The sequence below is a fragment of the Methylobacterium sp. PvP105 genome (genome assembly GCF_017876975.1).
GTDB lineage: Bacteria > Pseudomonadota > Alphaproteobacteria > Rhizobiales > Beijerinckiaceae > Methylobacterium > Methylobacterium radiotolerans.
Genome location: NZ_JAGIPA010000001.1, coordinates 5,814,562 through 5,839,843 on the forward strand (window position 1 = coordinate 5,814,562; position 25,282 = coordinate 5,839,843).

General features: G+C 73.9%; 27 protein-coding genes. 12 read left to right on the plus strand and 15 right to left on the minus strand.

Going from position 1 to position 25,282, the window contains the following annotated elements:
* Positions 1-230: 230 nt before the first annotated feature.
* On the minus strand, positions 231-1,595 hold the full coding sequence (gene rho / locus J3A75_RS28380) for a transcription termination factor Rho (protein WP_024828867.1): 1,365 nt from the start codon (positions 1,593-1,595) through the stop codon (positions 231-233).
* A gap of 424 nt (positions 1,596-2,019) precedes the next feature.
* On the opposite strand from rho, the gene J3A75_RS28385 reads away from it, so the two are divergent.
* Complete coding sequence (locus J3A75_RS28385; RefSeq protein ID WP_012321210.1) at positions 2,020-2,523, plus strand: DUF3429 domain-containing protein; 504 nt, start codon at positions 2,020-2,022, stop codon at positions 2,521-2,523.
* A 102-nt stretch (positions 2,524-2,625) separates the two neighbouring features.
* Here the strand turns inward: J3A75_RS28385 and J3A75_RS37125 are convergent, their stop codons facing one another.
* Positions 2,626-2,754 carry a hypothetical protein gene (locus J3A75_RS37125; protein WP_281068141.1) on the minus strand — a complete coding sequence of 43 codons (129 nt, stop codon included), beginning with the start codon at positions 2,752-2,754 and terminating at the stop codon, positions 2,626-2,628.
* Between the two features lie 121 nt (positions 2,755-2,875).
* On the opposite strand from J3A75_RS37125, the gene hisS reads away from it, so the two are divergent.
* From hisS to J3A75_RS28415, 6 genes are all read left to right on the plus strand, one after another.
* Positions 2,876-4,423 carry a histidine--tRNA ligase gene (hisS, locus tag J3A75_RS28390; protein WP_209650844.1) on the plus strand — a complete coding sequence of 516 codons (1,548 nt, stop codon included), beginning with the start codon at positions 2,876-2,878 and terminating at the stop codon, positions 4,421-4,423.
* Between the two features lie 92 nt (positions 4,424-4,515).
* Positions 4,516-4,758, plus strand: a complete 243-nt coding sequence (locus J3A75_RS28395; RefSeq protein WP_012321212.1) for a hypothetical protein — start codon at positions 4,516-4,518, stop codon at positions 4,756-4,758.
* Between the two features lie 188 nt (positions 4,759-4,946).
* A complete protein-coding gene (locus J3A75_RS28400) occupies positions 4,947-6,089 on the plus strand; it encodes an ATP phosphoribosyltransferase regulatory subunit (RefSeq protein WP_012321213.1) in 1,143 nt (380 codons plus the stop codon).
* Complete coding sequence (gene hisG, locus J3A75_RS28405; RefSeq protein WP_071000132.1) at positions 6,086-7,078, plus strand: ATP phosphoribosyltransferase; 993 nt, start codon at positions 6,086-6,088, stop codon at positions 7,076-7,078. The genes J3A75_RS28400 and hisG overlap by 4 nt, the downstream gene beginning before the upstream one ends.
* A 12-nt stretch (positions 7,079-7,090) precedes the next feature.
* Positions 7,091-7,942, plus strand: a complete 852-nt coding sequence (locus J3A75_RS28410) for a LysR family transcriptional regulator (protein ID WP_071000133.1) — start codon at positions 7,091-7,093, stop codon at positions 7,940-7,942.
* A gap of 107 nt (positions 7,943-8,049) precedes the next feature.
* Positions 8,050-8,754 (plus strand): aspartate/glutamate racemase family protein, encoded by a 705-nt coding sequence (locus tag J3A75_RS28415; protein ID WP_063110122.1) that lies wholly within the window; start codon positions 8,050-8,052, stop codon positions 8,752-8,754.
* 34 nt (positions 8,755-8,788) lie between these two features.
* On the opposite strand, the gene J3A75_RS28420 is transcribed toward J3A75_RS28415, so the two are convergent.
* The 3 genes from J3A75_RS28420 to J3A75_RS28430 all read right to left on the minus strand — a co-directional run bounded on the left by J3A75_RS28420 (position 8,789) and on the right by J3A75_RS28430 (position 10,894).
* Positions 8,789-9,142, minus strand: a complete 354-nt coding sequence (locus tag J3A75_RS28420; RefSeq protein ID WP_083374403.1) for a lysozyme inhibitor LprI family protein — start codon at positions 9,140-9,142, stop codon at positions 8,789-8,791.
* 143 nt (positions 9,143-9,285) lie between these two features.
* The gene (hemJ, locus tag J3A75_RS28425; RefSeq protein WP_012321218.1) at positions 9,286-9,717 is read right to left on the minus strand and encodes a protoporphyrinogen oxidase HemJ; all 432 of its coding nucleotides are present in this window, start codon (positions 9,715-9,717) and stop codon (positions 9,286-9,288) included.
* A 10-nt stretch (positions 9,718-9,727) separates the two neighbouring features.
* A complete protein-coding gene (locus J3A75_RS28430; RefSeq protein ID WP_043074547.1) occupies positions 9,728-10,894 on the minus strand; it encodes a uroporphyrinogen decarboxylase in 1,167 nt (388 codons plus the stop codon).
* Between the two features lie 499 nt (positions 10,895-11,393).
* Between J3A75_RS28430 and J3A75_RS28435 the strand changes: the two genes are divergently transcribed.
* Positions 11,394-12,224 carry a pyruvate, water dikinase regulatory protein gene (locus J3A75_RS28435; RefSeq protein WP_012321220.1) on the plus strand — a complete coding sequence of 277 codons (831 nt, stop codon included), beginning with the start codon at positions 11,394-11,396 and terminating at the stop codon, positions 12,222-12,224.
* Between the two features lie 76 nt (positions 12,225-12,300).
* On the opposite strand, the gene J3A75_RS28440 is transcribed toward J3A75_RS28435, so the two are convergent.
* From J3A75_RS28440 to J3A75_RS28480, 9 genes are all read right to left on the minus strand, one after another.
* A complete protein-coding gene (locus J3A75_RS28440) occupies positions 12,301-12,810 on the minus strand; it encodes a hypothetical protein (RefSeq protein WP_012321221.1) in 510 nt (169 codons plus the stop codon).
* 179 nt (positions 12,811-12,989) lie between these two features.
* Positions 12,990-13,457: an EF-hand domain-containing protein gene (locus J3A75_RS28445; RefSeq protein WP_071000134.1), complete on the minus strand. Its 468-nt coding sequence runs from the start codon at positions 13,455-13,457 to the stop codon at positions 12,990-12,992.
* A gap of 96 nt (positions 13,458-13,553) precedes the next feature.
* Positions 13,554-14,837: a BatD family protein gene (locus tag J3A75_RS28450; RefSeq protein ID WP_024828861.1), complete on the minus strand. Its 1,284-nt coding sequence runs from the start codon at positions 14,835-14,837 to the stop codon at positions 13,554-13,556.
* The gene (locus J3A75_RS28455) at positions 14,831-15,751 is read right to left on the minus strand and encodes a tetratricopeptide repeat protein (RefSeq protein ID WP_012321224.1); all 921 of its coding nucleotides are present in this window, start codon (positions 15,749-15,751) and stop codon (positions 14,831-14,833) included. The genes J3A75_RS28450 and J3A75_RS28455 overlap by 7 nt, the downstream gene beginning before the upstream one ends.
* A gap of 13 nt (positions 15,752-15,764) precedes the next feature.
* On the minus strand, positions 15,765-16,694 hold the full coding sequence (locus J3A75_RS28460; protein WP_012321225.1) for a VWA domain-containing protein: 930 nt from the start codon (positions 16,692-16,694) through the stop codon (positions 15,765-15,767).
* Positions 16,695-16,863: 169 nt separating this feature from the next.
* The gene (locus tag J3A75_RS28465) at positions 16,864-17,901 is read right to left on the minus strand and encodes a VWA domain-containing protein (protein WP_012321226.1); all 1,038 of its coding nucleotides are present in this window, start codon (positions 17,899-17,901) and stop codon (positions 16,864-16,866) included.
* A complete protein-coding gene (locus J3A75_RS28470) occupies positions 17,898-18,377 on the minus strand; it encodes a DUF4381 family protein (protein WP_059410085.1) in 480 nt (159 codons plus the stop codon). Before J3A75_RS28470 ends, J3A75_RS28465 begins: the two co-directional genes overlap by 4 nt.
* Before the next feature lie 36 nt (positions 18,378-18,413).
* Positions 18,414-19,307: a DUF58 domain-containing protein gene (locus J3A75_RS28475; protein ID WP_083374497.1), complete on the minus strand. Its 894-nt coding sequence runs from the start codon at positions 19,305-19,307 to the stop codon at positions 18,414-18,416.
* A 146-nt stretch (positions 19,308-19,453) separates the two neighbouring features.
* Positions 19,454-20,491 (minus strand): AAA family ATPase, encoded by a 1,038-nt coding sequence (locus J3A75_RS28480; protein WP_024828857.1) that lies wholly within the window; start codon positions 20,489-20,491, stop codon positions 19,454-19,456.
* Positions 20,492-20,724: 233 nt separating this feature from the next.
* Between J3A75_RS28480 and J3A75_RS28485 the strand changes: the two genes are divergently transcribed.
* Positions 20,725-21,435 carry an MgtC/SapB family protein gene (locus J3A75_RS28485; RefSeq protein ID WP_053622597.1) on the plus strand — a complete coding sequence of 237 codons (711 nt, stop codon included), beginning with the start codon at positions 20,725-20,727 and terminating at the stop codon, positions 21,433-21,435.
* A 79-nt stretch (positions 21,436-21,514) separates the two neighbouring features.
* Here J3A75_RS28485 and J3A75_RS28490 read toward each other — a convergent pair whose 3' ends face one another.
* The gene (locus J3A75_RS28490) at positions 21,515-21,847 is read right to left on the minus strand and encodes a hypothetical protein (RefSeq protein WP_024828856.1); all 333 of its coding nucleotides are present in this window, start codon (positions 21,845-21,847) and stop codon (positions 21,515-21,517) included.
* Positions 21,848-22,149: 302 nt separating this feature from the next.
* Between J3A75_RS28490 and J3A75_RS28495 the strand changes: the two genes are divergently transcribed.
* From J3A75_RS28495 to J3A75_RS28505, 3 genes are all read left to right on the plus strand, one after another.
* The gene (locus J3A75_RS28495; RefSeq protein ID WP_063111479.1) at positions 22,150-23,010 is read left to right on the plus strand and encodes a C40 family peptidase; all 861 of its coding nucleotides are present in this window, start codon (positions 22,150-22,152) and stop codon (positions 23,008-23,010) included.
* Between the two features lie 136 nt (positions 23,011-23,146).
* Positions 23,147-24,148 carry a 4-hydroxy-3-methylbut-2-enyl diphosphate reductase gene (gene ispH / locus J3A75_RS28500; RefSeq protein WP_012321233.1) on the plus strand — a complete coding sequence of 334 codons (1,002 nt, stop codon included), beginning with the start codon at positions 23,147-23,149 and terminating at the stop codon, positions 24,146-24,148.
* A 119-nt stretch (positions 24,149-24,267) separates the two neighbouring features.
* Complete coding sequence (locus J3A75_RS28505; RefSeq protein ID WP_024828854.1) at positions 24,268-25,233, plus strand: homoserine kinase; 966 nt, start codon at positions 24,268-24,270, stop codon at positions 25,231-25,233.
* Positions 25,234-25,282: the final 49 nt, after the last annotated feature.

The window sequence follows — 25,282 nt, forward strand, 5'->3', positions numbered from 1 at the left end:
TTTCGTGCCGCTGCGGGACAGGCGTCGCGGCGTTCCGCGCGGCGGGCGCAACCGACGTCCAAGCCTCTCCTCTATCCTCAGGTGCCGGAGCGCGGCGGAGGCCGCCCGCGTCGTCATGGCGAGCGCAGCGACGTGACCCGGGGCCGCGCGCGGCTCACCACCGTGGCGCTGCCTGGATCGCTTCGCTCCGCTCGCGAGGACGGCGGTGATGCCCGCGACCGGGGATGGCCTCAGGTGTTCATCGAGTCGAAGAAGTCGCTGTTGCTCTTGGTCTGGCGCAGCTTGTCGAGCAGGAACTCGATCGCGTCGGTGACGCCCATCGGGTTGAGGATGCGGCGCAGCACGTAGGTCTTCTTGAGCGAGTCCGGCGGGACCAGCAGCTCCTCCTTGCGGGTGCCCGAGCGGGTGATGTCGATCGCCGGGAAGATGCGCTTGTCGGAGACCTTGCGGTCCAGGATGATCTCGGAGTTGCCGGTGCCCTTGAACTCCTCGAAGATCACCTCGTCCATGCGCGAGCCGGTGTCGATCAGCGCCGTGGCGATGATCGAGAGCGAGCCGCCCTCCTCGATGTTGCGGGCCGCGCCGAAGAAGCGCTTGGGCCGCTGCAGGGCGTTGGCGTCGACACCGCCGGTCAGCACCTTGCCGGAGGACGGCACCACGGTGTTGTAGGCGCGGCCGAGGCGGGTGATGGAGTCCAAGAGGATCACCACGTCGCGCCCGTGCTCCACGAGGCGCTTGGCCTTCTCGATCACCATCTCGGCGACCTGCACGTGGCGGGTGGCCGGCTCGTCGAAGGTCGAGGCGATGACCTCGCCCTTCACCGAGCGCTGCATGTCGGTGACCTCCTCGGGCCGCTCGTCGATGAGCAGCACGATCAGGTAGCACTCGGGGTGGTTGAGGGTGATCGACTGGGCGATGTTCTGCATCAGCACGGTCTTACCCGTGCGCGGCGGCGCCACGATCAGGGCGCGCTGGCCCTTGCCGATCGGCGCCACGATGTCGATGATCCGCGGCGAGAAGTCCTTCTTGGTCGGGTTGTCCAGCTCGAGCTTGAACCGCTTCGTCGGGAAGAGCGGCGTCAGGTTGTCGAAGTGGACCTTGTGCTTGATCTTCTCCGGGTTCTCGAAGTTGATCGTGTTGACCTTGAGCAGCGCGAAGTAGCGCTCGCCGTCCTTGGGGCCGCGGATCGGGCCCTCGACGGTGTCGCCGGTCCGCAGGCCGAAGCGGCGGATCTGGGTCGGCGAGATGTAGATGTCGTCCGGGCCGGGCAGGTAGTTCGAGTCGGAGGAGCGCAGAAAGCCGAAGCCGTCCTGCAGCACCTCGACGGTGCCCGACCCGATGATCTCGACCTCCTTGGCAGCGAGCTGCTTCAGGATGGCGAACATCAGCTCCTGCTTGCGCATGGTCGAGGCGTTCTCGACCTCGACCTCCTCGGCGAAGGCCGTCAGGTCGGTCGGCGTCTTCGATTTGAGGTCCTGGAGCTTGACCTCGCGGACGCCCTCGAGGGCGGCCGGCATGGTGGGGCGATCGGCGGACACATCGGCCGACTCCGCGGTCTCGATGTCGTCGGCGAGGGCGTCGGGATTTGGCGTCATGGGGGTATCTTGAGACCGACGGAGTAGGTGGGAGGGCCGGTTCAGTGCCAGGTGCCCGGGGGATGGGCACCGGAGAGCGGGCCGCGCTGCGGCGAGGGGCCCGGGGTCAGGTTGGCGAAACCGATGAGGCAGGACCCTCGCGGCTCACGGGCGCGCTGCGGCGCAGACCTTGTGATGAGGGCCCCACACAGATAACGCCTTTTTCGCCCGCACTCAAGGGCCCGGGGTGGTGGACCGGGATCCCGATGGCGCGGCGACGGGCCGGGCGACCGGCAGGGCCTCGCGGGAGGGCCGTGCCGGCGCTACACAGGACGTGTCGCGCCGAGCTCGGGCCGTCTCTCGGAACCGGGCCGACGCGCGGCCGTTCCCTGTCCCGGTGCTGCGGCGCAGCAGACCGCCGAATCGAGAGTTCCCCCAGACCGCCATGCGCGACGACGCCACCGGACGCACCCTCACCACGCACGAGCCGCGCCGGATTCCCTGGCTCGAGATCGTCTTCGGCTTCGGCCCGATGCTGCCGATCGCCGTCGGCACCGCCGTGGCGTGGTGGCTGAACGGCAAGCCCCTCGACTACCTCGTGGCGCTGTTCACCCTGCTCTACGCCGCCTCGATCCTGCTGTTCCTGGCCGGCGTGCGCCGCGGCGTCAGCTTCCGGACCGAGGGCGGGCCGCAGGTGTCGCAGATCGTCACCATGCTGGTCCTCTACGGCCTCGGGCTGGGCAGCCTGTTCGCGGCGGTGATGGGCAAGGCGGTGCCGGCGCTCGCGATGCTGATCCTCGGCTACGCCGCCATCGGGATCCTCGATCCGATCGCGGCGCGCGCCGGCGAGGTGCCCCTGTCGCATGCCCGCCTGCGCCCGCTGCAGATGCCGATCGCCGTGGTGAGTCTCGCGGCCCTGCTCTGGCTCAAGCTGACCGCGCCGTACTGAGTTCTCGCCGAGCGAACCGCGCCCCGGTCCGGTGCGCGGCGCGCGGCGCCCGTCCGACACGGTTCCCGCATCGACGCGTCGGCTGACGCGCCCCACACGTCGTCACCGGCGCAGCGAGGTGAGCCGGGGCCGCGCGACCTCGACCAGCGCGGCGCGGCCCTGGATGGCTCCGCTCGCGAGGGCGACGGCGCCGTCCTGCCCGGGATGGTCGGGTGCCGGGCGAGCCCGCAAACCGAATTCCCCTTTCGCCCGGCATGCTCTAGAGCCCGGCCGCAGGATCTCCGCCCGCCGGAGACGATCGAAGATTCGATGCGGGACCCGGATTCCGGGTCCGCGAGAAGCGAATGCACCCATGTCCAAGCCCGACACCCCGAAGGCCGAGAAGGCCGACACCCTGAAGCCCCGCCTGCCGCGCGGCTTCGTCGACCGCCGCGCCGGCGAGATCGCCGCGCAGGGCCGGATGCTGGAGACGATCCGCAAGAGCTTCGAGCTCTACGGGTTCGAGGCCCTAGAGACGCCCTTCGTCGAGTACACCGAGGCCCTGGGCAAGTTCCTGCCCGACCTCGACCGCCCGAACGCCGGCGTGTTCTCGTTCCAGGACGACGACGAGGCGTGGCTGTCGCTCCGCTACGACCTGACGGCGCCACTGGCCCGGTTCGTGGCCGAGAACTACGACGCCCTGCCCAAGCCCTATCGGAGCTACCGGGCCGGCTACGTCTTCCGCAACGAGAAGCCGGGGCCGGGCCGCTTCCGCCAGTTCATGCAGTTCGACGCCGACATCGTCGGCGCCGGCAGCGTCGCGGCCGATGCCGAGACCTGCATGCTGATGGCCGACACGCTGAACCGGCTCGGGCTCGGCGGCCAGTACGTGGTCAAGGTCAACAACCGGAAGGTGCTCGACGGCGTCATGGAGGCGATCGGGCTCGCCGGTCCCGACAAGGCCGGCCAGCGCCTCACCGTGCTGCGGGCGATCGACAAGCTCGACCGGCTCGGCGTCGACGGGGTGCGCGACCTGCTCGGGTCCGGCCGCAAGGACGAGAGCGGCGACTTCACCAAGGGTGCGGGCCTCGACGCGGCGGCGATCGGCCGGATCCTCGCCTACGTGTCGTTCCAGGCGGATGCCGGCGACGGCGCCGACAAGGTGGCGTTCTGGGAGAAGTTCTTCGCCGGCTGGCACGACGCGGTCGGCGACTCGGAGACCGGCCGGGAAGGCATCGCCGAGCTGCACGCGATCATGCGCCTCTGCGCCGCCGCTGGCTACGGCCACGACGTGATCCGGGCCGATCCGAGCGTGGTGCGCGGGCTCGAATACTACACCGGGCTGGTCTACGAGGCCGAGCTGACGTTTCCCGTCACCAACGAGGACGGCCAGACCGTGCGCTTCGGCTCGGTCGCGGGCGGCGGGCGCTACGACGGCCTCGTCGGGCGGTTCCGGGCCGAGCCGGTGCCGGCCACCGGCTTCTCGATCGGCGTCTCGCGGCTGTTCTCGGCGCTCCAGCTCGTGGGCAGCCCCCTGATCGCCGGTGCCGAGGCCCCCGGGCCGGTGGTGGTGCTGGTCCTCGACCGGGAGAACATGGCCGATTACCAGCGGCTCGTCGCGCTCCTGCGCGCCGACGGCATCCGGGCCGAGCTCTACCTCGGTGCCGCCGGCATGAAGGCGCAGATGAAGTACGCCGACCGCCGCCGCGCGCCCGTGGCGGTGATCCAGGGCTCGAACGAGCGCCTGGCCGGCGAGGTCCAGATCAAGGACCTGATCGCGGGCGCCCAGGCGGCCGAGTCCATCGCCAGCAACGCCGAGTGGAAGGCGGCGCGGCCCGCGCAGGTCTCGTGTCCCGAGGCCGACTTGGTGGCGCAGGTCCGCGCCGTGCTGAGCCGGCATTTTCCGTCAACCGAGATCTGAGACACGCGCGGTTCGAACCGCGCCCCGAACCGCGCGTCGAACGCAGGGGCTCCGGCGGCGTTGTCGTCGGTCGGTGCCGCGGAGATGTCGGGATGCGCGCGAAGATCCTCGTCCTGTCGGCCGGCCTGATCTGCGCCGGCGCGGGACCCGTCTGGGCCGCCCGGCCGGTCCTCGGCCGGCTGCCCAGCGCCGTCGCGCAGGCCACGCCCGGGACCGGCAGCGCGCCGATCCTGAGCGCCGGGATCGCGGGGGCGCCCGCCCTGACCGTGCTCGCCCGCCGCAAGCCGGCCCGGCGCCCGCGCGGCGCGCGCCTCGGCAGCCTCCGGCCGCTCTGAGGCCGCTCTGAGGCCGGTCACGTCCTTGATTCCGTAGCGGATAGCGGGTCCCGGCGCGGGACTGCGCAGTCCTGCGCGGCGCGCCGGCGCGGCGCCGCGGCACGTCTCGCCGCGCCGAGTGTCGCCAAGTCCGGTCGCGGTTGCTACAGAGCGCCCGCGAGGTGGATTGCCCCGCGAGGTGGATCGCGATGACACGACCGGAGGCGGGCGAGACGGGGGCGGGGGACGCGGCGCGCGCGCGGCTCTCCGCGCATCTGGCGGCGGCGGGCTACCGGCCGGTGACGCCGCCGGTGCTGCAACCGCTGGAGCCGTTCCTCGAACTGTCGGGCGAGGATATCCGCCGGCGGATCTTCGTCACCCAGGACGCGGGCGGCGCCGAGCTGTGCCTGCGGCCCGAGTTCACCATTCCGGTCTGCCGCCTGCACCGGGCGGAAGCCGACGGGCAGGCGGCCGATTACAGCTATTGCGGCCCGGTCTTCCGGCTCGCCGCCGACGAGCCCGACGAGTTCTTCCAGGCCGGCATCGAGTCGATCGGGCGGACCGACACGCCGGCGGCCGACGCCGAGGTGCTGGGCCTCGCCCTGGAGGGTCTCGCGCTGTTCGGCCGGACCGACCCGGCGGTGCGGCTCGGCGACATGGGCCTGACCGTGGCGCTCCTCGACGGGCTCGCGGTCCCGCCCGCCGCCAAGCGCCGGACGCTCCGGGCGCTCGCCGCCGGGCGCTCGCTGGACGCCGTGACCAACGGCGCCGAGGGCACCCGTCCGGAGGATCCCCACGCGGGCCTGCTGGCGGCGATCCAGGGCCAGGACCCGCGCGGGGTACGCGCCTTCGTGGAGGACGTGCTGGCCATCGCCGGGATCTCGGCGGTGGGCGGGCGCAGCGCCGGCGAGATCGCCGAGCGCTTCCTCGCCAAGGCCGCCGCGCAGGCCCATGGCGGGGCCGGGCTCAACGCCGAGAACCGCGCGCTCCTCGACCGCTACCGGGCGATCGCCGGCCACCCGGACGCCGCCGCCCGCGACCTGCGGGCGCTCGTCGCCGACGCGGGCATCCGGCACGACGCCCTCGCGGCCGCCCTCGACCTGTTCGAGGAGCGCACCGGCTTCATCGCGGCCCGCGGCCTGCCGATCGAGCGCTTCCGCTTCCAGGGCGGCTTCGCCCGCAACCTCGACTACTACACCGGCTTCATCTTCGAGGTGACCGAGCGGGACGGCCCGACCCTGGTCGGCGGCGGCCGCTACGACGGCCTGCTCGGCCATCTCGGCAGCCCGGCGCCGCTGCCCGCGGTCGGCTGCACCTTCTGGATCGAGCGCGTGGCGGGAGCCGGCCGATGAGTGCCTCGGACGCGGCCGCCATGCCGCTGATCCTCGCCGTCCCGTCCAAGGGTCGCCTGCAGGAGAATGCCAGCGCGTTCTTCGGCCGCGCGGGCCTCAAGCTCGCGCAGGGCGCCGGCGCCCGCGACTACCGGGGCAAGCTCATCGGCGTGCCCGACGTCGAGGTGCGCTACCTCTCGGCCTCCGAGATCGCCGCGCAGCTCGCCTCCGGCGCCGCCCATCTCGGCGTCACCGGCGAGGACCTGATCCGCGAGACCCTGCCGGACGTGCGCGGCCAGGTCGAGCTGCTGACGCCGCTCGGCTTCGGCAACGCCACCGTGGTGGTGGCGGTGCCCCAGGCCTGGATCGACGTGCGCGACATGTCCGACCTCGACGAGGTCGCGGCCGGCATGCGGACCCGTCACGGCCGGCGCCTGCGCGTCGCCACCAAGTACGTGAACCTGACCCGCCGGTTCTTCGCCGAGAAGGGCGTCGCCGATTACCGGATCGTCGAGAGCCTGGGCGCCACCGAGGGGGCGCCGGCCGCGGGCTCGGCCGAGATCGTGGTCGACATCACCACCACGGGGGCGACGCTCTCGGCCAACGCCCTCAAGGTGCTGGACGACGGCATCATCCTGCGCTCGGAGGCGAACCTCGTCGCCTCGCTCAAGGCCCCCTGGGGCGATGGCCAGCGGGCCGCGCTCCGCACCGTGCTCGGCCGCATCGCCGCCGAGGAGCGCGCCCGGACCACCCGGGAGGTGCGCGCCGCCCTGCCGGAGAGCGGCACGATCGACCTCGCCACCCTGGCCGGCCTGCACGAGGCCGAGCTGCCCTACGGCGCGCCGCAGGGTCCGGAGGGCGAGATCGTCCTGCGCTGCAAGGAGGCCGCGGTGTTCGAGCTGGCCGGCGCCCTGGTCGAGGCCGGCGCGCGGGCCGTGACGGTGCGGCGGGTCGACTACGCCTTCGCGGCCGAGAACCCGCTGGCGGAGCGGCTGCTGGCGCGGCTCTGAGACCGCCGCGCGATGGAGCTGAAATGGCTCGAGGACTTCCTGAGCCTCGCGCGCACCGGCAGCTTCTCGCGCTCGGCGGTCGAGCGCCACGTCACCCAGCCGGCCTTCGGCCGCCGCATCCGGGCGCTGGAGGGCTGGCTCGGCGTCGCGCTGGTCGACCGCAGCACCTACCCGACCGCGCTGACGCCGGAGGGCCGGCTGTTCCTGGAGACCGCCGAGGAGACCGTGCGGCGGCTCCACGGCAGCCGCGACGCGCTCCGGGCCCGGATCCGGCCGCCGCCCCGGACCGTGTCGGTGGCGGCGCTCCACACCCTGGCGCTGACCGTCTTCCCGCGCTGGTTCCGGGACGTCGAGGCCCGCACCGGGCCGCTCGGCAGCCGGCTGCTGCCGGACGATTTCCACGCCTGCGTGCAGGCCCTGGCCGAGGGCGGCTACGACCTGCTGCTGACCTACCACCATCCGCTGGTGCCGATCCCCCTCGACCCGGCCGCCTTCCCGCACCTCGCCATCGGCCGGGACAGCCTCGTGCCCGTGCACCGGCCGGGGCCGGCCGCGGACCGGCCCGGGCTCGGCTATCCCCGGGACTCGTTCCTGGGCCGGGTCGCGGCGCTGGCCGGCGACGGGGCGGCGGCCGCCCACGTCAACGAGAACGCCATGGCGGAGGCCCTGAAGTTCATGGTCCTCGCGGGCCACGGCCGCGCCTGGCTGCCCGAGAGCCTCGTCGCCCGCGAACTCGCCGACGGCAGCCTCGTAGCGGCCGGGCCGGGCACGGCGCTGGAGATCCGGCTGTACCGCCGGGCCGGCCGCGGCGGCGCGGTCGAGGCGGTCTGGGCCGCGGCCGCCGCCCTGGCGGCCGAACCCTAGGAACCGCCGCACGCCCCGGTGCCGGATCGGCATGGCCGGTGCCGACACGGCATTGGATTCCCGCCCCGCCGCGGCCCATCAGGGCGTCGCGACGGTCGGAGGCGGCGATGCTCGGTGTACTCGGCGGGATGGGCCCGATGGCCACGGTGGACTTCCTGGCCAAGCTCGTGCGGGCGACGCCCGCGGGGCGCGACCAGGACCACATCCCGACCCTGGTCTGCTCGGCCGTCGACATCCCCGACCGTGCCGACGCGATCCTGGGCGCCGGCCCGGACCCGCTGCCGGCGATGCGCGCCGCCCTGGCGCGGCTCGAGGCCGGCGGCGCCACCCGGATCGCGATCCCCTGCAACACGGCCCATCACTGGCACGCGGCGCTGCAGGCGGGGACGGCCCTGCCGATCCTCCACATCGTCGACGCCGTGGCCGAGACCCTGGCGGGAGCCGGAACCGGCGGCCGGATCGGCCTGCTCGCGACCGACGGCACCCTGCGGGCCGGGCTCTATCCGGACCGGCTGGCGCGGCACGGCCTCACCTGCCTCGGGCCCGATCCGGAGGGTCAGGCCGCCGTCGCGGCGGCGATCCGCCTGGTGAAGGCGAACCGCGCGGCCGAGGCGACGCCGCTCCTGGAGGCGCAGGCGCGGGCGCTGGCGGAAGCCGGGTGCGGCCGGGTGGTGATGGCCTGCACGGAGATCCCGATCGCGCTGGCCGGGAGTCCCGTGTCGGGCTTGCTGGTGGACGCCACCGAGGCGCTGGCGCGCGCCTGCGTGGCGGCCTGCCGGGACGACGCCGCCGCGCTGCCGCGCGCGGCCTGAGCGAAGGGGTTGGAGAGGATCGGAGCGGGCGCCCTCACGGGCCCTGCTTGGCGAATTCCGCCAGCACCCCGCGCAGGACCTTGAGCCGGGTCTCGTAGGCGGACTTGAGGCAGGCGACGTCGCCGCCGCAGGCCTGCCGCTCCTTGAGCCACGCTTCCTGGTCGTCGCGCAGCTTGGCCTGGCCGCCCATCGGCAGCACGCTCTTCAGGATCTCGAACCGGGTCGCCATCTCGACATCCCGATCGTTGAGGGGGAGATGCGCGCAGATCGCCTTCTCGTCGGGGGCCTCGGCCTTGTCGCACGGGAAGCTCGCGGCCCGGGCGGGGGCTGCGGCGATCGGGGCGGCGAGGGCGGCCAGCGCGAGGGCGCGGATGAGGGGCTTCGACATGGCCTCCCAACGGGCCGGCGGCGGAAAGGCTCCGGCCGCCGCGGCCGGCCGATGATCGGGCGTCTCTTCGGGAAGCGCCTGGGTTGGCGCTTGGGGCGGCGCCGGCCGGGATCACGGGATCACAGGATGGCGGGATCCCGGGATCAGAGGCCCGGCTTGACGATCGCCAGGATGACGATGCCGATCATCAGCAGCGTCGGCACCTCGTTGAGCACCCGGTAGAACTTGTGGCCGCGGGTGTTCCGGTCGGCGGCGAAATCCTTGACCATCCGGGCGAGCCAGCCGTGGATGCCCGACATCGCCAGCACCAGCACGAACTTCGCCTGCAGCCAGACGCTCGCGTAGAAGCCGCTCATCCAGGCGAGCGCCAGCCCGAACGCCCAGGTGGCGATCATCGCGGGGTTCATGATCGCCTTGAGCAGGCGGCGCTCCATGACCTTGAAGGTCGCCGACTGCGCCTCCGCGCCGGGCGGCAGGCTCGCGTGGTAGACGAACAGCCGGGGCAGGTAGAGCATCCCGGCCATCCAGGCGATCAGGCTGATGACGTGGAGGGCCTTGATCCAGTCGTACAGCACGCGCCCGACCTCAGCCCTGGCCGCGCAGCCGCGCGAGCATGCGCTCGACATGGGCCACCGGCGTCTGCGGCGTGATGCCGTGGCCGAGGTTGAAGATGTGCGGCAGGCCGGCGGTCGCCTCGAGCACCGCGTCCACCGCCGCGTCGAGGGCCGCGCCGCCCGCGATCAGCGTTTCAGGATGCAGGTTGCCCTGCGTCACCGTCGCGGCCGGCACCGTCTGCCGCAGGGCCTTCAGATCCACGCCCCAGTCGACGCCGACGGCGTCGGCGCCGGTCTCCGGTACCACCCGGGCGTGGCCGTCGAGGCCCGAGCCGCGGGCGAACACGATGATCTTGGCCCCCGGCACCCGGGCGCGGACGCCCGCCACCATCCGGGCGATCGGCCGCAGCGACCAGCGGGTGAGGGCGTCCGCCGCGGCCGCACCCGGCAGGGCGCTCTCGGCGACGTCGCCGACGGGCTCGACCGTGCCGCCGGGAGCCGGAACGGCAAGCGGCAGGGTGCCGGCGTGGGACTCGAAGATCTGCACCGCGTCGGCGCCGGCCTCGAGCTGGCGCACGAGGTACTCGGTCTGCACGGCGACGAGGCGGTCGATCAGGGTGTCGACCAGGGCGGTGTCGCCCTCGGCCAGCGCCCGCGCGGGGGCGAGGTCCGGCGTGCCGCGGCCGCCGATCATGTAGCTCGCCACCGTCCAGGGGGCGCCGCAGAAGCCGAGCAGCGTGGTCTCGCCCGGCAGCTCGGCGCGCAGCCGCGTCACGGTCTCGAAGACCGGCGCGAGGTGGCTCATCACCGCCGGGTCGCCGGCCTCGCGCAGGCGCGCGAACGCCGCCCGTCCGTCGAGGGGATCGAGCCGGGGGCCCTCGCCCTCCACGAAGCGCACGTCCTGGCCGAGCGCGTGGGGGACGACCAGGATGTCGGAGAACAGGATCGCCGCGTCGAAGCCGAAGCGGCGGATCGGCTGGAGCGTCACCTCGACGGCGAAGTCCGGGCTGTAGCAGAGATCGAGGAACGAGCCGGCCTGGGCGCGGGTCGCCCGGTATTCCGGCAGGTAGCGCCCGGCCTGGCGCATCATCCAGGCGGGGGGCGGCCCGATCGCCTCGCCCTCGAGGACGCGCAGCACCTTGCGCTCGGACGTCGTCCCGGACGTCTCCCGCTCGGGCTCGCGCTCCGTCCCCGTCATGGTCGCTCCCATCCCGTATCCCTCACCCCGCATGCCCGTCGGCGGGCGTCCTGTCGAGTCGAGGCGCGCCGATCCCCACACAGGCCCCTTCGAAAAGATAAGAGAGAATCTTGGAGTCTGTTTTTTCTCTTGGGGGGCCGAATCTCGGGGGCACAAAAGCGTCCACAGGCGGTCCCCGCCGCCGCGCCGTTAACGGGGCTTTAAAGGATTTCCGCCAACTTGCGAGAACCGGATGGTCCGACAGCGCCTTGGCAACGCCGAGTCGTGTACGGGCGCCGGATTCGCGACCGATTCGTCCAGAGAGCCGGATTCGGCGCGTCCCGATCGTCTGCCTGTGAACGGCGGAGTCGACAGCGCGCACCGGGATCGCCCTGGACCGGCCCGGCGGGGCATCCTATCCACACTCATCGACTCCCCTGGCGGCCGGCGGTGGACAACGTGGGCGCCGCGCGAGGCGGCCGCACAGTCGGCCGAGAGGTCGACCGCAGAGGCGATCGGAATGGGCCGCAGCTACTTCCACCTCCACCTCGTCTCCGACTCCACCGGCGAGACGCTGATCAATGTCGGGCGCGCGGCCGCCGCCCAGTACGAGGGCGTGTCGGCGATCGAGCACGTCTACCCGCTGGTGCGCTCGGCCGCGCAGCTCGACCGGGTGATCTCGGAGATCCGGGCCGCGCCGGGCCTCGTCCTCTACACGCTGGTGGGGGGCGATCTCGGCGAGCGGCTGGAGGAGGTGGCCCGCGAGACCGGCTCGCCCTGCCTGTCGGTCCTGCGGCCGGTCCACGACCTGCTGCGCGCCTATCTGGGCGCCGAGACCACGGCGCGGCCCGGCGCCCAGCACATGCTGAACGCCGAGTACTTCAAGCGCATCGACGCGATGAACTTCACGCTGGCCCACGACGACGGCAACCTGCCGGACGATCTGGAGGAGGCCGACGTGATCCTGCTCGGCGTCAGCCGGACGTCGAAGACGCCGACCTCGATCTACCTCGCCAATCGCGGCCTCAAGACCACCAACCTGCCGCTGGTGCCGGGCATGCCGCTGCCGCCGGCGATCGAGCGGGCCCGCAAGCCCCTCGTGGTCGGCCTGTTCGCCTCGCCGGAGCGCATCGTGCAGATCCGGCAGAACCGGCTGTCGAGCCTGAACGCCGACGAATCGTCCCTCTACGTCGACCGGTCGGCGGTGGCGGACGAGATCACGATGTCCCGCCGGCTGTTCACCAAGAACCGCTGGCCGACGATCGACGTGACCCGCCGCTCCATCGAGGAGACCGCGGCCGCGATCGTCGACCTCTACCGCGACCACCGGCTGAAGTTCATCGCGGACTGAGACGGGGTCTCCGAAGGGCTCAGCCCTTCGGCGGGGTCCGGGGCGGTCCGCGGGTCGGTTCGCGGAGCCGCGGGCCTCAGCGCGCGAAGGCGAAGTGGCTGCGCTGCTCGATCTGGGCGGCGTAGAAGTCCTCGACGACCTCGCGCACCACCTCGGCCAGCTCGTCGCCCCGGTGCTCGTCGAGCTGGATGTCGCTGCCGACCGTCCGGCCGATGGAGCAGCTCGCCGCTCCCGGCACGAGGCGCTCGTTGTAGCGCTGGTTCAGGCCCGAGACCGAGATGTAGTTGCTGCCGCCGAGTTCCGGACCGTACTTGATCTTGATCTTCTGCTCGGACTCGGTGCCGCGCAGCTGCGCGCACAGGCTGATGAAGTTGTCCTGATCGATCTTCGCCTCGAGGCCGGTGATGCTGCCGTGCACGTTGTCCTCCTCGTTGAGGACCTCGGCCATCAGGTTCAGCACGCCCATGACGGGCTGAAGCGCCCGGGACCCGTCCTCGAGCAGCTTCCGCCGGAAGTCGTTGCTGCGCTCGTCGGCCGCCTGCAGCCGCGCGCGGAACCTGTCCTTGACCTCGTTGGCGCGTGCCATCGCGCTCCTCCCTGGTGGTTCACCCGATGCTTTGCCGCTCGGATAACCGAAACCTACGAGGCCAATTCAGATGACGCAAGATAGTGCAAAATATTGATGCCTGCTCAGAACGTGAGCCGTTGCACAGGAATAATACTTGCTCATGAACTGTGCAACGGCGACGGGTCCGGGAAGCGGGCTTACTTCAGGAGCTGCAGCAGGCTGCGCCCCGCCGGGGACTTGAGCTCCCTGGCGTCGAGGGTGCCGTCGTTGTCGGGATCGGCCGCCTTGAAGCGCTGCTCGACCAGGGCGAGGTACTCCTTGCGGTCGAGCGTGCCGTCGGAATCGGTGTCGGCGGCCTTCAGGTCCTTCTTGCTGAGCCGGCCCTTCAATTCTTGGGCGTCGACGGTGCCGTCCTTGTCGGTCTCGGCGGCGTCGAAGACCTTGCCGGCGGCGGCCTGGGCCTCGGCGAGGTCGATCGTGCCGTCGTGGTCGGTGTCGACCATCTTCAGCGCGCGCTCGGTGCCGGAGGACCGGGCGAGGGCCGCCGACGGCAGCGCGGCCGGCAGGACGAGGGCGGTGACGAGGGCGGTGACGAGGACGGTTCCGAGGACGGTTCCGAGGGCGACGGTCGCGGCGCGGGCGGATCTGTGCGGGGTCGCGGGCATGGGGATCTCCGGTGGCGGTCGGTGCCGGCAGCCCAAATCACGATCCCGGCGGGCGTTCCCGCCCGCGCCTTCACGAGCTGCGGAGCCGCGCCGCGCTCAGCGGACCGGGCCGTCGAGCGGTGCGAGCCGCTCCGGCGCCGGGGCGGCGGCTTCGCCCGGCTCGGCGCGCGACAGGGTCCGGGACAGGGCCCGGAGATCGGGGACCGGAGCGCCCGCCGCGCCGAAGACCGCCCGGTCGAGGGCCGCGAAGGCGGCCGCGAGGTCGGGCCGTGCCCGCCAGGTCCGGGCGAGGTCGGGGGATTCCCGCAGGGCCGCGTCGAGGGCCGCGCGGAACCGGGCGGGGTCGCCGGCGCGGGCCGCCGCGCGTAAGGAGCGCCGCGCCGCACCGGAGAGGCGCAGGCGCGGCCGTCCGAGGCCGAAGCCGATCAGCGCGAGGCCCAGCCCGAAGGCGGCGAGCGCCGCGGCGGCGACCACGAGGGGCGAGGGGATCGCGGGGGGCGCCCGCTCGGTGTCGCGGTCGGGCAGGCCGCCGCCGATCTGCCGGGCCGGGATCTCGGTCTCGCGCATCGTGCGGGTGTTGGTGTCGAACCACGGGATCGCGATCGCGTCGAGGGGGATGATCTCCGGCACGCCGGGCTTCACGTCCCACTGGTAGGTGGCCCGGGCCACGGGGCCCGAGGGCGTCAGCAGGGTCTCGCGGGTGACGGGCCCCGCGAAGGTGATGATGCCGCGGGTGCGCATGACCGGCCGGGGCGGCAGGCCCTCGGCGACCATGCCCTGCGCCTCCAGGGTGACGATCCGGCGGGTGGTCTCGCCGACCTTGATGGTCTCGGGGTCCGGGCTCCAGGAGTCGGTGATCGCCACGTCCTTGGCGGGCAGCCACCAGGGCTCCTTGGCGTCGGGGCCGCCGGTGGGCTCGGTCCACGACGCGACCGGGAAGGGGATCGGCTTCGAGCGGACCTCGACCACCCGCCGCTCGCCGACATCGTTGACGGTGAGCTTGTGGACGAACGGCTCGATGGTGAACTGGCCGGCATGGTGCGGGAAGACCGCCACGGTGCGGTCGAACGCGATGGCGCTCTGACCGTCGGCGAGCTTGGTCCGGCTCCAGTGGTCGCGGCCGAGCTGCGTCCAGGAGAAGTTGGCGAGGGAGGGCTGCACCACCTCCTCGAGCAGGATCGGCTGCTTGTAGACCCCGTGGATCTTCAGCAGCACCATCTCGCGGGGGAAGGGGGCGCTGTTGCCGTTGAGCTCCGCGGTCACCGTCAGGGTGAGGTCGCCCGGCTCGATCTCGGCCCGGGCGGGGAGGGGGGCGAGGAGGGGGGCGAGGAGGAGGAGGGCGCGGACGCGCCTCCCGGAAACCCCGAGAAAACTCACCACGGGTTGCTCCCGGCGGGAATCGCGGTGCCGGCCTCGACCCGGCGGGTCTGCTCGGCGCGCAGGCGCAGCTTGAGATAGCGGCCGGGATCGTCCGGCAGGGTCTGGAGCCAGAGCCGGTCCGGGCGGATCTCGTGCGCCTCGAAGCTCTTGGTCACCCGGCGGACCTCGCGCTCGGGCGCCTCGGCCACCATGGCGGCGCCGCCGCCGGTCCGGCCGCGTCCGGCCGCGTCGCCGGCCGAGCCCCGGGCCTGGCCCTTGCCGGCGTCGATCGACTGCTGCTCGGCCTTGCCGCGGCGCGCGACCTTGCTGTTGCCGGGCAGCGACGCGCTGGCGTTCGACTCCTTGTTGCCGGCGAGGCCCTCGCCGCTGGAGGCGGCGTTGATGTCGTTGTTCTGGTCCTGATTGGCGGTGTTGTTGTAGCGGGCGCCGTACTGGGCGGTGCCGTTGGCGATGCCGCCGCCGGGCCCGCGGTCGATCACCTCGGCGCGCATCCGCGCGATCAGCGAGCGGTTGGCCTGGGCGTCGGCGTCGCGGGGGTTGAAGCGCAGGGCCTCGTCGTAGGCCGCGAGCGCCCCGTCGAGGTCGCCGGCCTTGGCCAGCGCGTTGCCGAGATTGTAGCTCGCCCGACGGCCGCCGGCGCGGAACAGCGCGATCGCGTCCCCGTAGCGGCCGGCCTCGTAGAGCGCGGCGGCGCGCCAGGCCGGATCGACGAACACGTCCGCGGCGAGGCCCGGCAGGCCTAGGCCCATCAGCAGCCGGCCGAAGCCGGTGCGGGGCTGCGAGACCGCGAGCAGCGCCAGGAGGCCGATCCCGGCGAGGGCGAGGCCGGCGACGCGGGCGAGACGCCGCCAGCGCGGCGGCAGGCCGGCCCGGAGCGGGGCGGCGAGGCCGGTCTCGGGGAGGGTCAGCCGCATCGGGCGCTCCGCATCACGCGCTCCTGCGGAACAGCAGCAGGGCCGGCAGGGCCGCCAGCAGCAGCAGCCAGCGCCCGAGATCCGCGTAGGCCAGGACGCCGTAGCCGCCCGCCGCGAGGTGCTGGGCGAGGCCGGCCCCGACCGCGTCGAGCACCGGGCCCGGGGTCGCGATGTCGGCGGTCGTGCCGCCGCCGGCCCGGGCCAGGGCGTCGAGGGCGGTCCGGTCGGGCTTCGGGGCGCCGGGCGGCAGCGGCTTGTCGGTCGGGACGAACAGGGCCTGGAGCCGCCAGCCGTGCTCGGCGATGGCGCGGGCCTCGCGGGTGGCGGCCTCGCCGACGCCGTCGCCGTCGCTGATCAGCACCACGTCGGCCGCCACCACGTTGGCCTCCGCGAGGGTGCGGCGGGCCAGCGCCAGCCCGCGCTCGGGGTGGGAGCCGCGGTCCGGCACCGTGTCGGCGTCGAGGGCGAACAGCGTGGTGCCGAGGCTGTCGCGGTCCGTGGTCGGGGAGGCGGCGAGGTAGGCGTCGCCCGCGTAGACCACGAGGGCGACCGGACGGGTGCCGGCGGCCTCCGCCACGGCGGCGGCGGCCTGCCGGACGCCCTGGAGGTTGCCGCCCTCGGTGACCGAGCGCGACAGGTCGACGACGAGCACGGTCTCGTCGAGGTTGCGGAAGGTGCGCCCGTCGGCGCGCTCCACCGCCGGGCCGGTGAGCGCGAGGGCGATCAGCCCGGCCGCGAGCGCCGCGGCGCGGTTCGCCTGCCGCCGTCCGCCGAGCACCGCGCCGGTCCGGGCGAGGTGGGCCATCAGCGCCGGGTCGACCGCCCGGGCCCAGTCGCCGAGCGGCGCCGAGCGCCACGCGGCGCGGAGCGCCAGCAGGGCGACGACCGGGATCGCCAGGAACCACCAGGGGCGCAGCAGCGCGACGGCGTCGAGGGCGCTCATCGGGTGGGTGCTCCCGCCCAGACCACCGCATCCTGAGATGCCGGAGCGCGGCGGAGGCCTCGAAGGAGCCCTCCAGCCAGACGCGCGACGTCCGGAGCCCTCCTTCGAGGCTCGCTGCGCTCGCACCTCGGGATCAAGGGGGTGGTCGGACAGGCGCGGTAACGAACCATCACGCCCCCCTCCGGCTGGCGAGCAGCGCCGCGGCGGCCAGCAGCGCCAGGGCGGCCGGCCAGGGCCACAGGTCCCGGCGGAGCGGCAGGGGCGGCGCCAGGGCGCGGCCGCCCTCCAGCCGGTCGATGGCGTCGGCGACCCGCACGAGGTCCTCGGTGGTGCGCACCCGGAACGCCTCGCCGCCGCTGGCCCGGGCCATGTCGCGCAGGGTCTCGGTGTCGACCACGTCCTGCTCGCCGTCGGCGTCGGCCATGTCGCGGGGGCCCAGCGCGATGGTGTAGACCTTGATGCCCAGCTCCCGGGCGAGCTCCGCCACGTCCTTGGGGGCGGTCTGGCCGGCATTGTTGGCGCCGTCCGAGAGCAGGATCACGGCCTTCGCGGGCTTCTCGCCGGGCTTGCTCCCGGACGCGGCCTCGCCCCCCGCGTCCCGCGGGTCCAGCCGGCGCAGGGCGAGCCCGAGGCCGTCGCCGATGCCGGTGGAGCGGCCGCTGATGCCGATCGTCGCCTCGTCCAGCGCCCGGGCGACCGCCGCGGTGTCGAAGCTCGGCGCCGCCGCCACGTAGGCCTGGTCGGCGAAGATCACGAGGCCGATCCGGTCCCCGGCCCGGCGCCGGATGAAGTCGGTGCCGACGCGCTTGACCGCGGTGAGCCGGTTCACGGTCTCGCCGTCGAGGGCGAAGTCGCGCCGCTCCATCGAGCCCGACAGGTCCATGGCGATCATGATCTCGCGGCCCGAGGCCGGGAGCGCGGCCGCCGGCATGACGAGGCGCGGGCCCGACAGGGCCGCCACCAGGGCGATCCAGAGCGTCCAGGTGAGCAGGGCCCGCCGCCGGCCCCGGGCCGCGCGGTCGGCGCCCGAGCGCGCCCCGGCCACCAGGGTGGCGGGCACGCGCAGGGCGCCGCTGCCGCCCTCCGGCTCCGCGGGGATCAGGCGCGCGGCCAGCAGCGGCAGGGGCAGCGCCAGCAGCGCCCAGGGCGCGGCGAAGTCGAAGGCCGACAGGAGCGCGCTGAGCCACGCGGGCAGGACGCCGCTCATGCCCGCAGCCGCCCGATCAGGCGGGCGAGCGCGGCGTCGAGGGCGTCGAGGTCGGGATCCTGCCGCCGGTACAGCCCGTCGGCGAGCACCCGGCCGGCGCCCCGGGTGAAGAAGTCGGTCCGGAACAGCCCGTCGAGCCGCGTCGCCCAGGCCGCGCCGGTCGCCCCGGTCCCGGCCCCGCCGGACCGGTCGAGGGACCGGTCGAGGCGGCGCAGCAGCCGGGCCTGGGCGACGAGGCGCGCCTCCGGGCCGAGGCCGCGGCTCCGGGCGAGCTCGGCGAGCGCCGCCCGGCGCAGGGTGTCGCGCGCCCGGCCGCGCCCGTAGCGCACGAGCCCCACCAGCAGGGCGGCGAGGAAGCCCAGGGCGGCCGCCGCCACGACCTCGCCCTGCACGGCGCCCGCGGCGCCGCCGGGCAGGTGCAGGCCCCGGAGCTGGTCGAGGGACAGGGGGATCTCGGCGGGCACGACGGGATTCATCGGATTGCGCCGCCGATCGGGTCGCCGGGTCCGGCCTCACAGCACCGCATCGAGGCGCTCCATGAGCGGCGCGTAGGCCTCCGGGCCGGTCTCGACGTCGAGGCGCACGCCCGCGATGCCGCGGCGGGCGTAGGCGGCGAGCCGGGCCTCGGCGGATTCCCCCGCCGTCCCGGCCCCGGTCGGCGGCACGGTCGGCGGCACGGTCGGCAGCGCGGTCCCGCGGCGGCCATCCGCGAGGGCGAAGGGGTAGTAGCCCGGCGGCCGGGCGCGCTCGAAGGCGTCGCTGACCAGGATCAGCCGGATCGCGATCCGCTCGGCGAGCAGGGTCAGGAGCTCGTCGAAGCCCGGGCCGGGATCGTCCAGGGCGCTGGCGATGACGAGGTGGCCGCCGGCCGGCAGCAGGCCGCGGGCGAGGGCGAGCGTCGCCTCCAGGGGCGGCTCCGCGCGGGTCGGCGCGCCGGTCTCGGCCGCCAGCGCGTCGGCGTGGGCCTGGGCGAGGGCGCCGGTCACCGCGATCATGGCGCGCTCGCCGCCGGCCGGCCGCAGCACGGTCGGCGCGCCGGCCGAGGCGACCGCGAGGCCGACCCGGCCGCCGTCGGCGGCGACCCGCCAGCCGAGCAGCGCCAGGGCCTCGGCGGCCGCCACCGAGCGCAGGGCCCTCCGGGTGCCGAACAGCATCGCGGGCCGGAAATCGGCGAGCAGCACCACGGCGCGGTCGCGCTCGTCGTGGTGGGTGCGGACGTGCAGCTGCCCGGTCCGGGCCGTGGCGTTGCGGTCGATGAACCGGCGGTCGTCGCCCTCGGACCAGAGCCGGACGTCCTCCGGCTCCGAGCCGCGCCCGCGGCGCCGGGTGACGATGCCGCCGGGCAGGCCCGCCAGCGTCCGGGTGGCGGGCGCGGAGCCCCGCCGGGCGAGGTGGCGCAGGCCCATCAGGGCCTCGCCCGAGAGGTGGATGCCGTGCCCGGCGCGATCCCGCCCGGACCCCTGGGCGGGGAGGGCGGCCCCGGCGGTCGGGCCAAGCTCCCCCGCGGCGGCGGGAGGGGATCTGCGGCGCGCCTGCCCGAACCCGAACACCGTCAGAGCGCCCGCACCCGCTGCACCAGCTCGCCGACGAGGCCGCGCGCCGTCCGGCCCTCGGCGGCCGCCCGCCAGGTCAGGCCGATGCGGTGGGAGAGGGCGTCGCGGGCCAGCTCCGCGACGTCCTCGGGCGTGACGTGGTCGCGTCCCCGCAGCCAGGCCCGGGCCTTGCCGGCCATCATCAGCGCCAGGGTGCCCCGCGGCGAGGCCGGGTGCTCGATCATGGCGCGCAGGTCCGGGGCGGCCGCGTCGGTGCGGGTCGCCGCGACCAGCCGGACGAGGTAGTCCTTGAGGGCCGGCGACACGTAGGTGGCGAGCGCCGCCTCCCGGGCGGCGCGCACGTCCGCGAGCGACAGCCGCACGGTCATCGCGTCGACGTGGTGGGTGATCTCGCCCTCCACCAAGTCGAGGATCGCCCGCTCGGTGGTCTCGTCGGGCATGTCGACCACGACGTGGAGGAGGAAGCGGTCGAGCTGCGCCTCCGGCAGCGGGAAGGTGCCGGCATGCTCGATCGGGTTCTGGGTCGCCACGACCATGAACGGGTCGGAGAGGCGGTGCGTCGCGCCCGAGACCGTCACCTGCCCCTCGGCCATGGATTCGAGCAGCGCCGACTGCACCTTCGGGGGCGCGCGGTTGACCTCGTCCACCAGCACGAGGGCGTGGAACAGGGGGCCTGGCAGGAACTCGAAGGTGCCGCTGTCCTGGCGCCACACCGTGGTGCCGGTGAGGTCGGCCGGCATCAGGTCCGGCGTGCACTGGATGCGCGCGAAGGAGCCGTCGAGGCCGTCGGCGAGCCGCTTGACCGCCCGGGTCTTGGCGAGCCCCGGCGCGCCCTCGATCAGCAGGTGGCCGCCGGTCAGGAGCCCGATCAGCAGGCGCTCCACGAGGCCGGCGCTGCCGATCAGGCCGCGCTCCAGCCCCTCGCGCAGCGCCATGACGCGGCCGTGCAGGGCGGCGTCGGGAGCGCCGGTGGGCGCATGGTCTGGCGCGCTGTCGGGCCGGCGTTCGGCGAGGGCGCCGCTGGTGGCGCCGCTCATGCGGAGAACGTTCCGGTGCGGACCGAATCCGCCCGTCGGGCCTTATCCTGGGCCGTGTGCTGCATCCTGCACGTCTCCTCGGCCGGGTCCCGGATTCTTAAGGGATCCTCAGGCTCTTGCCGGTGTGCCCGCTGCCCGGTGCGGCCGTCAATCCCGCTTCGGACACGCTTTCCGGTCCCGGCCGGGCCATGGTGTCACGGTTCCGTCACCTCCCCGCTTTCATGAGACGGTGGATGACCAGCTACGCCGCCCTCCCCGAAGAACTGAAATCCGCGATCGGCCTGCTCGTGGCCTTCGTGCTGGGCACGATCATCGGGGCCGAGCGGCAGTACCGGCAGCGCACCGCGGGCCTGCGCACGGCGGTGCTGGTCGCGGTCGGGGCCAGCGCCTTCGTGGATCTCGGCATGCGCCTGACCGGCCCGGACGGGGGCGTCCGCACGGTGGCCTACGTGATCTCGGGCATCGGCTTCCTCGGCGCCGGCGTGATCATGAAGGAGGGCATGAATGTCCGCGGCCTCAACACGGCCGCGACCCTGTGGTGCTCGGCCGCGGTCGGGGCCTTCTGCGGCGCCGACCTGCCCCTGGAGGCGGTGTTCGTGATGGTGACGGTGCTCGCCTGCAACACGGCGCTCCGGCCGCTGGTGAACGCCATCAACCGCGCGCCGATCCGGGAATCCGCCACCGAGGCGACCTACGAGGTCCAGGTCACCACGGCGCCCGGCGAGGCCGGGCCGGCCCAGGACATGCTGGTGGAGCGCCTGGAGGCCGCGAACTATCCGGTCGGCAGCGTCGAGATCGAGGAGCGCGGCGAGAGCGCGGTCGACGTGGTGGCGACGCTCACGGCCAGCGCGGTGAAGGCCGAGGAGCTCGACGCCGTGACCAACGCGCTGGCCCGCATGCCGGGCATCCGCCACGCCACGTGGTCGGTGCAGACCGCCGACTGAGCGCGGTCGAGGGCCGGCGGGCCGTCTGTCCGCCGGGTGCCCCCTCCGGTGGGTGAGGCGGGGCGGTGCCCCGGGGCCGTCAGCGGCGCGGGTCGAGGGGCCGGCTGCGGCGCTCGATGACCACGGTCGGGCGCGTGCGGCGCTCCACCACCACGGTGCGCGGCGCCCGGCTCGGGCTCGCCTGGGTCAGGATCCGCTCGGGGGCGCGCTCCGGCTTGACCTTCTTGGCCGCCAGGACGTGGGGGCGGACCTCGTCGGCCGGCAGGCCCATCAGGCCGGCGGCGATCTCGACCTGCTGCTCGACGTCGTCCGCGAGGTCCTGCGCGGCGGCGACCGCCTCGCTCACGGTGGGCGGCTCGCGGCGGACGCGGATCGGCGGCAGGTCGGCGAAGCTCTTCTGCGTCTTCTTCACGGGGCGACTCGCAGTCTTCATGCACCAGACATAGCGCCTTCCGGGCAGGTTGTGCAGTGCATCAAAAACGTGTGATGGGCGCCTCCCGCACATGTCTCGCGTCCGGCCGACGCGGATACGAAGCCGGCTGCCGCGGCCTTGTGCAGCCTCGGGCGTTCGGTGCCCGTTCGACCGGGCCTCGCGGCGATCCCGCGGGCAGATGCCGGCCGTCCCGGTCCGGGCGCGCCCGTGTGCGTCATAGTGGCGCGGCGTGCGGGGCCCGCGCTTACCCGCGCTTCAGCCCGGCATGGTAGGATCCGCCCATGACCGAGAGCCTCGATCCCCGGCTGACCCCGGCCCGGCCGCACGTCGCCGATCTTCGCCTGCGGGACCGCGTCGCGGCGGCGCGCTACGTCGCCGGCACGCCGCGGCGGGTGACCGCCCCGTCGGCGCCGCTGCGCCGCGCGCCCGCCGCCGACGCGGGGCTCGACACCGAGGCGCTGCTGGGCGACGCGGTCGATCTCTACGACGCGGCGGACGGCTACGCCTTCGTGCAGCTCGCCCGCGACGGCTACGTCGGCTACCTGCCGGCCGACAGCCTCGGTCCGGTCGATCCGGAGCCGACGCACCGCGTCACCGCCCTGCGCACCTTCCTGTATCCCGAGCCGGACCTGAAGCGGCCGGTCCTCGGCCATCTCAGCCTCGGCGCCCGCCTCGCGGCGACGGGGGAGGCCGGCGCCTACCTGGAGACGCCGGGAGGCTACGTGTTCGCCCGCCACTGCGCGCCCGTCGACGCCCGCGCGCCGGACTACGCGGCGACGGCCGCGCGGCTCGCCGGGACCCCCTATCTCTGGGGCGGCCGCACCAGCCTCGGGCTCGACTGCTCCGGCCTCGTGCAGCTCTGCCTCGACGCGGCGGGGCTGCCCTGTCCCCGCGACGCCGACATGCAGGAGCGGGCCCTCGGGCAGGCGCTGCCCTTCGACCCCGCGCGCCCGGACTTCGCGGGCCTGCGCCGGGGCGACTTCGTCTTCTGGCGCGGCCATGTCGGGCTGATGGGCGATCCCGAGACGCTGATCCACGCCAACGGCCACCACATGGCGGTCGCCGCCGAGCCGCTCGCCGAGGCGGTCGCCCGCATCGCGGCGCACAGCTTCGGCGCCGTGACGGGGATCCGGCGGCTCTGAGGGGGCCGGCGCGGGTCCCATTGCCGCGGCAATCGTGCTACAGACGGGCCACGGAGCGGCTCCGCTTCCCTCTTCCCGCCCGGTTCCTGGGCCAGTCCTGTTGACAGGACAGCCCCGCCCTCGCCACATCCCCCGCATGACCGCCGATATCGCGACCCCCGAGCCCGCCCCGGGCACCGCCGGCAAGCCGCCGCTGGAGATCCTGCTCTGCGCCCCGCGCGGCTTCTGCGCCGGCGTGGTGCGGGCCATCGACGTCGTGGAGCGGGCGCTCGCCATCTACGGGCCGCCCGTCTACGTCCGCCACGAGATCGTGCACAACAAGTACGTCGTGGAGAGCCTGAAGCGGAAGGGCGCCGTGTTCGTCCGCGAGCTCGACGAGGTGCCGGACGGCGGCGCCCCGGTGATCTTCTCCGCCCACGGCGTGGCCAAGACCGTGCCGGCCAACGCTGATTCGCGCGGGCTGACCACGATCGACGCCACCTGCCCGCTGGTGACCAAGGTCCATCGCGAGGCCGAGATCCACCACAAGCGCGGCCGCCACGTGCTGCTGGTCGGCCATTCCGGCCATCCCGAGGTCGTGGGCACGATGGGCCAGCTGCCCAAGGGCTCGATCACCCTGGTGGAGGATCTCGAGCAGATCGCCGCCCTGACCCCGGACAATCCCGACAACCTCGCCTGGGTCACCCAGACGACCCTGTCGGTCGACGACACCCGCCACATCGTCGACGCCCTGAAGAAGAAGTTCCCGAACATCACCGGGCCCCATAAGGACGACATCTGCTACGCCACCACCAACCGCCAGGAGGCGGTGAAGCAGGTGGCGCCGCTGGTCGACGCCCTGATCGTGGTCGGCTCGTCGAACTCGTCGAACTCGCAGCGCCTGCGCGAGGTCGCCGAGCGGGTGGGCTGCCCGATCACCCGCCTCGTGCTCCGCGCCGAGGAGATCGACTGGCCGGCCTTCGAGGGAATCCGCAAGCTCGGCCTCACGGCAGGCGCCTCGGCCCCCGAGGTCCTGGTCGAGGAGATCATCGACGCCTTCGCGGCCCGCTACGACGTGATGGTCGACACGGTCTCGACGGTGATCGAGGACATGGTCTTCCCGCTGCCGCGAGAGCTGCGCAGCGAGGCCGCCGAGTAAGGCGGTCCGGTCGACGGCGCGGGACCGACGCCTCGGTCTCGGGGCGCGCGGCAGGCTTTGTGCGGGGGCGCTTCGGCGCCCCTTGCCGTATCGAACTTCCGACATCAGAGCGCAGACACGTGGCCGTCTACACCGAGGTATCCGACGCGGCGCTCGCCGAGTTCCTGTCCGCCTACGCGATCGGCAGCCTGCTCTCCTTCAAGGGCATCGCGGAGGGTGTCGAGAACTCGAACTTCTTCCTGCACACCACCGAGGGCGCCTACATCCTGACGCTCTACGAGAAGCGCGTCCGGGAACAGGACCTGCCGTTCTTCATCGGGCTGATGGAGCACCTCTCGGCCCGCGGCCTCGCCTGCCCGCAACCCGTGCGCGACCGGGCCGGCCAGGCCCTCGGTCAGCTCTGCGGCCGGCCCGCCGCCATCGTGAGCTTCCTGGAGGGCGTCTCGGTCAAGGCGCCGGGCGCCGAGCATTGCCGGGAACTCGGCCGGGCGCTCGCGGAGCTGCACGCCGCCGGCCGGGACTTCCCGATGGTGCGGGAGAATAACCTCTCGGTGTCCGCGTGGCGCCCGCTCTTCGCGCAAGCGGAGGCCCAGGCCGATTCGGTCGAGCCCGGCCTCGCGGCGCGCACCCGGTCGGACCTCGCCGTCCTGGAGGCGCACTGGCCCCGGGACCTGCCGGGCGGCGTGATCCACGCGGACCTGTTCACCGACAACGTCTTCTTCATCGGCGACGCCCTGTCGGGCCTGATCGACTTCTACTTCGCCTGCACGGACGCCTTCGCGTACGACCTCGCGGTCTGCCTGAACGCGTGGTGCTTCGACCCCGACGGCACCTTCCACCGGGACATGGCCGCCGCGCTGATCGCCGGCTACGAGGCCGTGCGGCCCCTGGAGGCCGCCGAGGTCGCGGCCCTGCCGATCCTGTGCCGGGGCGCCGCGCTCCGCTTCATGCTCACCCGGCTGGTCGACTGGCTGAACGTGCCCCCGGGCGCCCTGGTGAAGCCGAAGGACCCGCGGGAATTCGATCGCCGGCTCACCTTCCACCGCCAGGCGCGGGACGCCCGCGATTACGGGCGGTCGGGCTGAGACGCGGATGAGCCGGCGACCCGCCGAACAACCGGGTCGATCCGTCTGC

Bases quoted from the DNA above. Each gene is read 5' to 3' on its own strand.
- J3A75_RS28465 (WP_012321226.1), bottom strand. From the start codon at position 17,901: ATGAGCGGCGTCCTGCCCGCGTGGCTCAGCGCGCTCCTGTCGGCCTTC.
- J3A75_RS28475 (WP_083374497.1), bottom strand. From the start codon at position 19,307: ATGGGCCTGCGCCACCTCGCCCGGCGGGGCTCCGCGCCCGCCACCCGG.
- J3A75_RS28420 (WP_083374403.1), bottom strand. From the start codon at position 9,142: ATGTCGAAGCCCCTCATCCGCGCCCTCGCGCTGGCCGCCCTCGCCGCC.
- J3A75_RS28415 (WP_063110122.1), top strand. From the start codon at position 8,050: ATGCTCGGTGTACTCGGCGGGATGGGCCCGATGGCCACGGTGGACTTC.
- J3A75_RS28440 (WP_012321221.1), bottom strand. From the start codon at position 12,810: ATGGCACGCGCCAACGAGGTCAAGGACAGGTTCCGCGCGCGGCTGCAG.
- J3A75_RS28430 (WP_043074547.1), bottom strand. From the start codon at position 10,894: ATGACGGGGACGGAGCGCGAGCCCGAGCGGGAGACGTCCGGGACGACG.
- rho (WP_024828867.1), bottom strand. From the start codon at position 1,595: ATGACGCCAAATCCCGACGCCCTCGCCGACGACATCGAGACCGCGGAG.
- J3A75_RS28470 (WP_059410085.1), bottom strand. From the start codon at position 18,377: ATGAATCCCGTCGTGCCCGCCGAGATCCCCCTGTCCCTCGACCAGCTC.
- J3A75_RS28400 (WP_012321213.1), top strand. From the start codon at position 4,947: ATGACACGACCGGAGGCGGGCGAGACGGGGGCGGGGGACGCGGCGCGC.
- J3A75_RS28485 (WP_053622597.1), top strand. From the start codon at position 20,725: ATGACCAGCTACGCCGCCCTCCCCGAAGAACTGAAATCCGCGATCGGC.
- J3A75_RS28395 (WP_012321212.1), top strand. From the start codon at position 4,516: ATGCGCGCGAAGATCCTCGTCCTGTCGGCCGGCCTGATCTGCGCCGGC.
- J3A75_RS28435 (WP_012321220.1), top strand. From the start codon at position 11,394: ATGGGCCGCAGCTACTTCCACCTCCACCTCGTCTCCGACTCCACCGGC.
- hisG (WP_071000132.1), top strand. From the start codon at position 6,086: ATGAGTGCCTCGGACGCGGCCGCCATGCCGCTGATCCTCGCCGTCCCG.
- ispH (WP_012321233.1), top strand. From the start codon at position 23,147: ATGACCGCCGATATCGCGACCCCCGAGCCCGCCCCGGGCACCGCCGGC.
- J3A75_RS28480 (WP_024828857.1), bottom strand. From the start codon at position 20,491: ATGAGCGGCGCCACCAGCGGCGCCCTCGCCGAACGCCGGCCCGACAGC.
- J3A75_RS28455 (WP_012321224.1), bottom strand. From the start codon at position 15,751: ATGCGGCTGACCCTCCCCGAGACCGGCCTCGCCGCCCCGCTCCGGGCC.
- J3A75_RS28385 (WP_012321210.1), top strand. From the start codon at position 2,020: ATGCGCGACGACGCCACCGGACGCACCCTCACCACGCACGAGCCGCGC.
- J3A75_RS28410 (WP_071000133.1), top strand. From the start codon at position 7,091: ATGGAGCTGAAATGGCTCGAGGACTTCCTGAGCCTCGCGCGCACCGGC.
- J3A75_RS28460 (WP_012321225.1), bottom strand. From the start codon at position 16,694: ATGAGCGCCCTCGACGCCGTCGCGCTGCTGCGCCCCTGGTGGTTCCTG.
- hisS (WP_209650844.1), top strand. From the start codon at position 2,876: ATGTCCAAGCCCGACACCCCGAAGGCCGAGAAGGCCGACACCCTGAAG.
- J3A75_RS28445 (WP_071000134.1), bottom strand. From the start codon at position 13,457: ATGCCCGCGACCCCGCACAGATCCGCCCGCGCCGCGACCGTCGCCCTC.
- J3A75_RS28495 (WP_063111479.1), top strand. From the start codon at position 22,150: ATGACCGAGAGCCTCGATCCCCGGCTGACCCCGGCCCGGCCGCACGTC.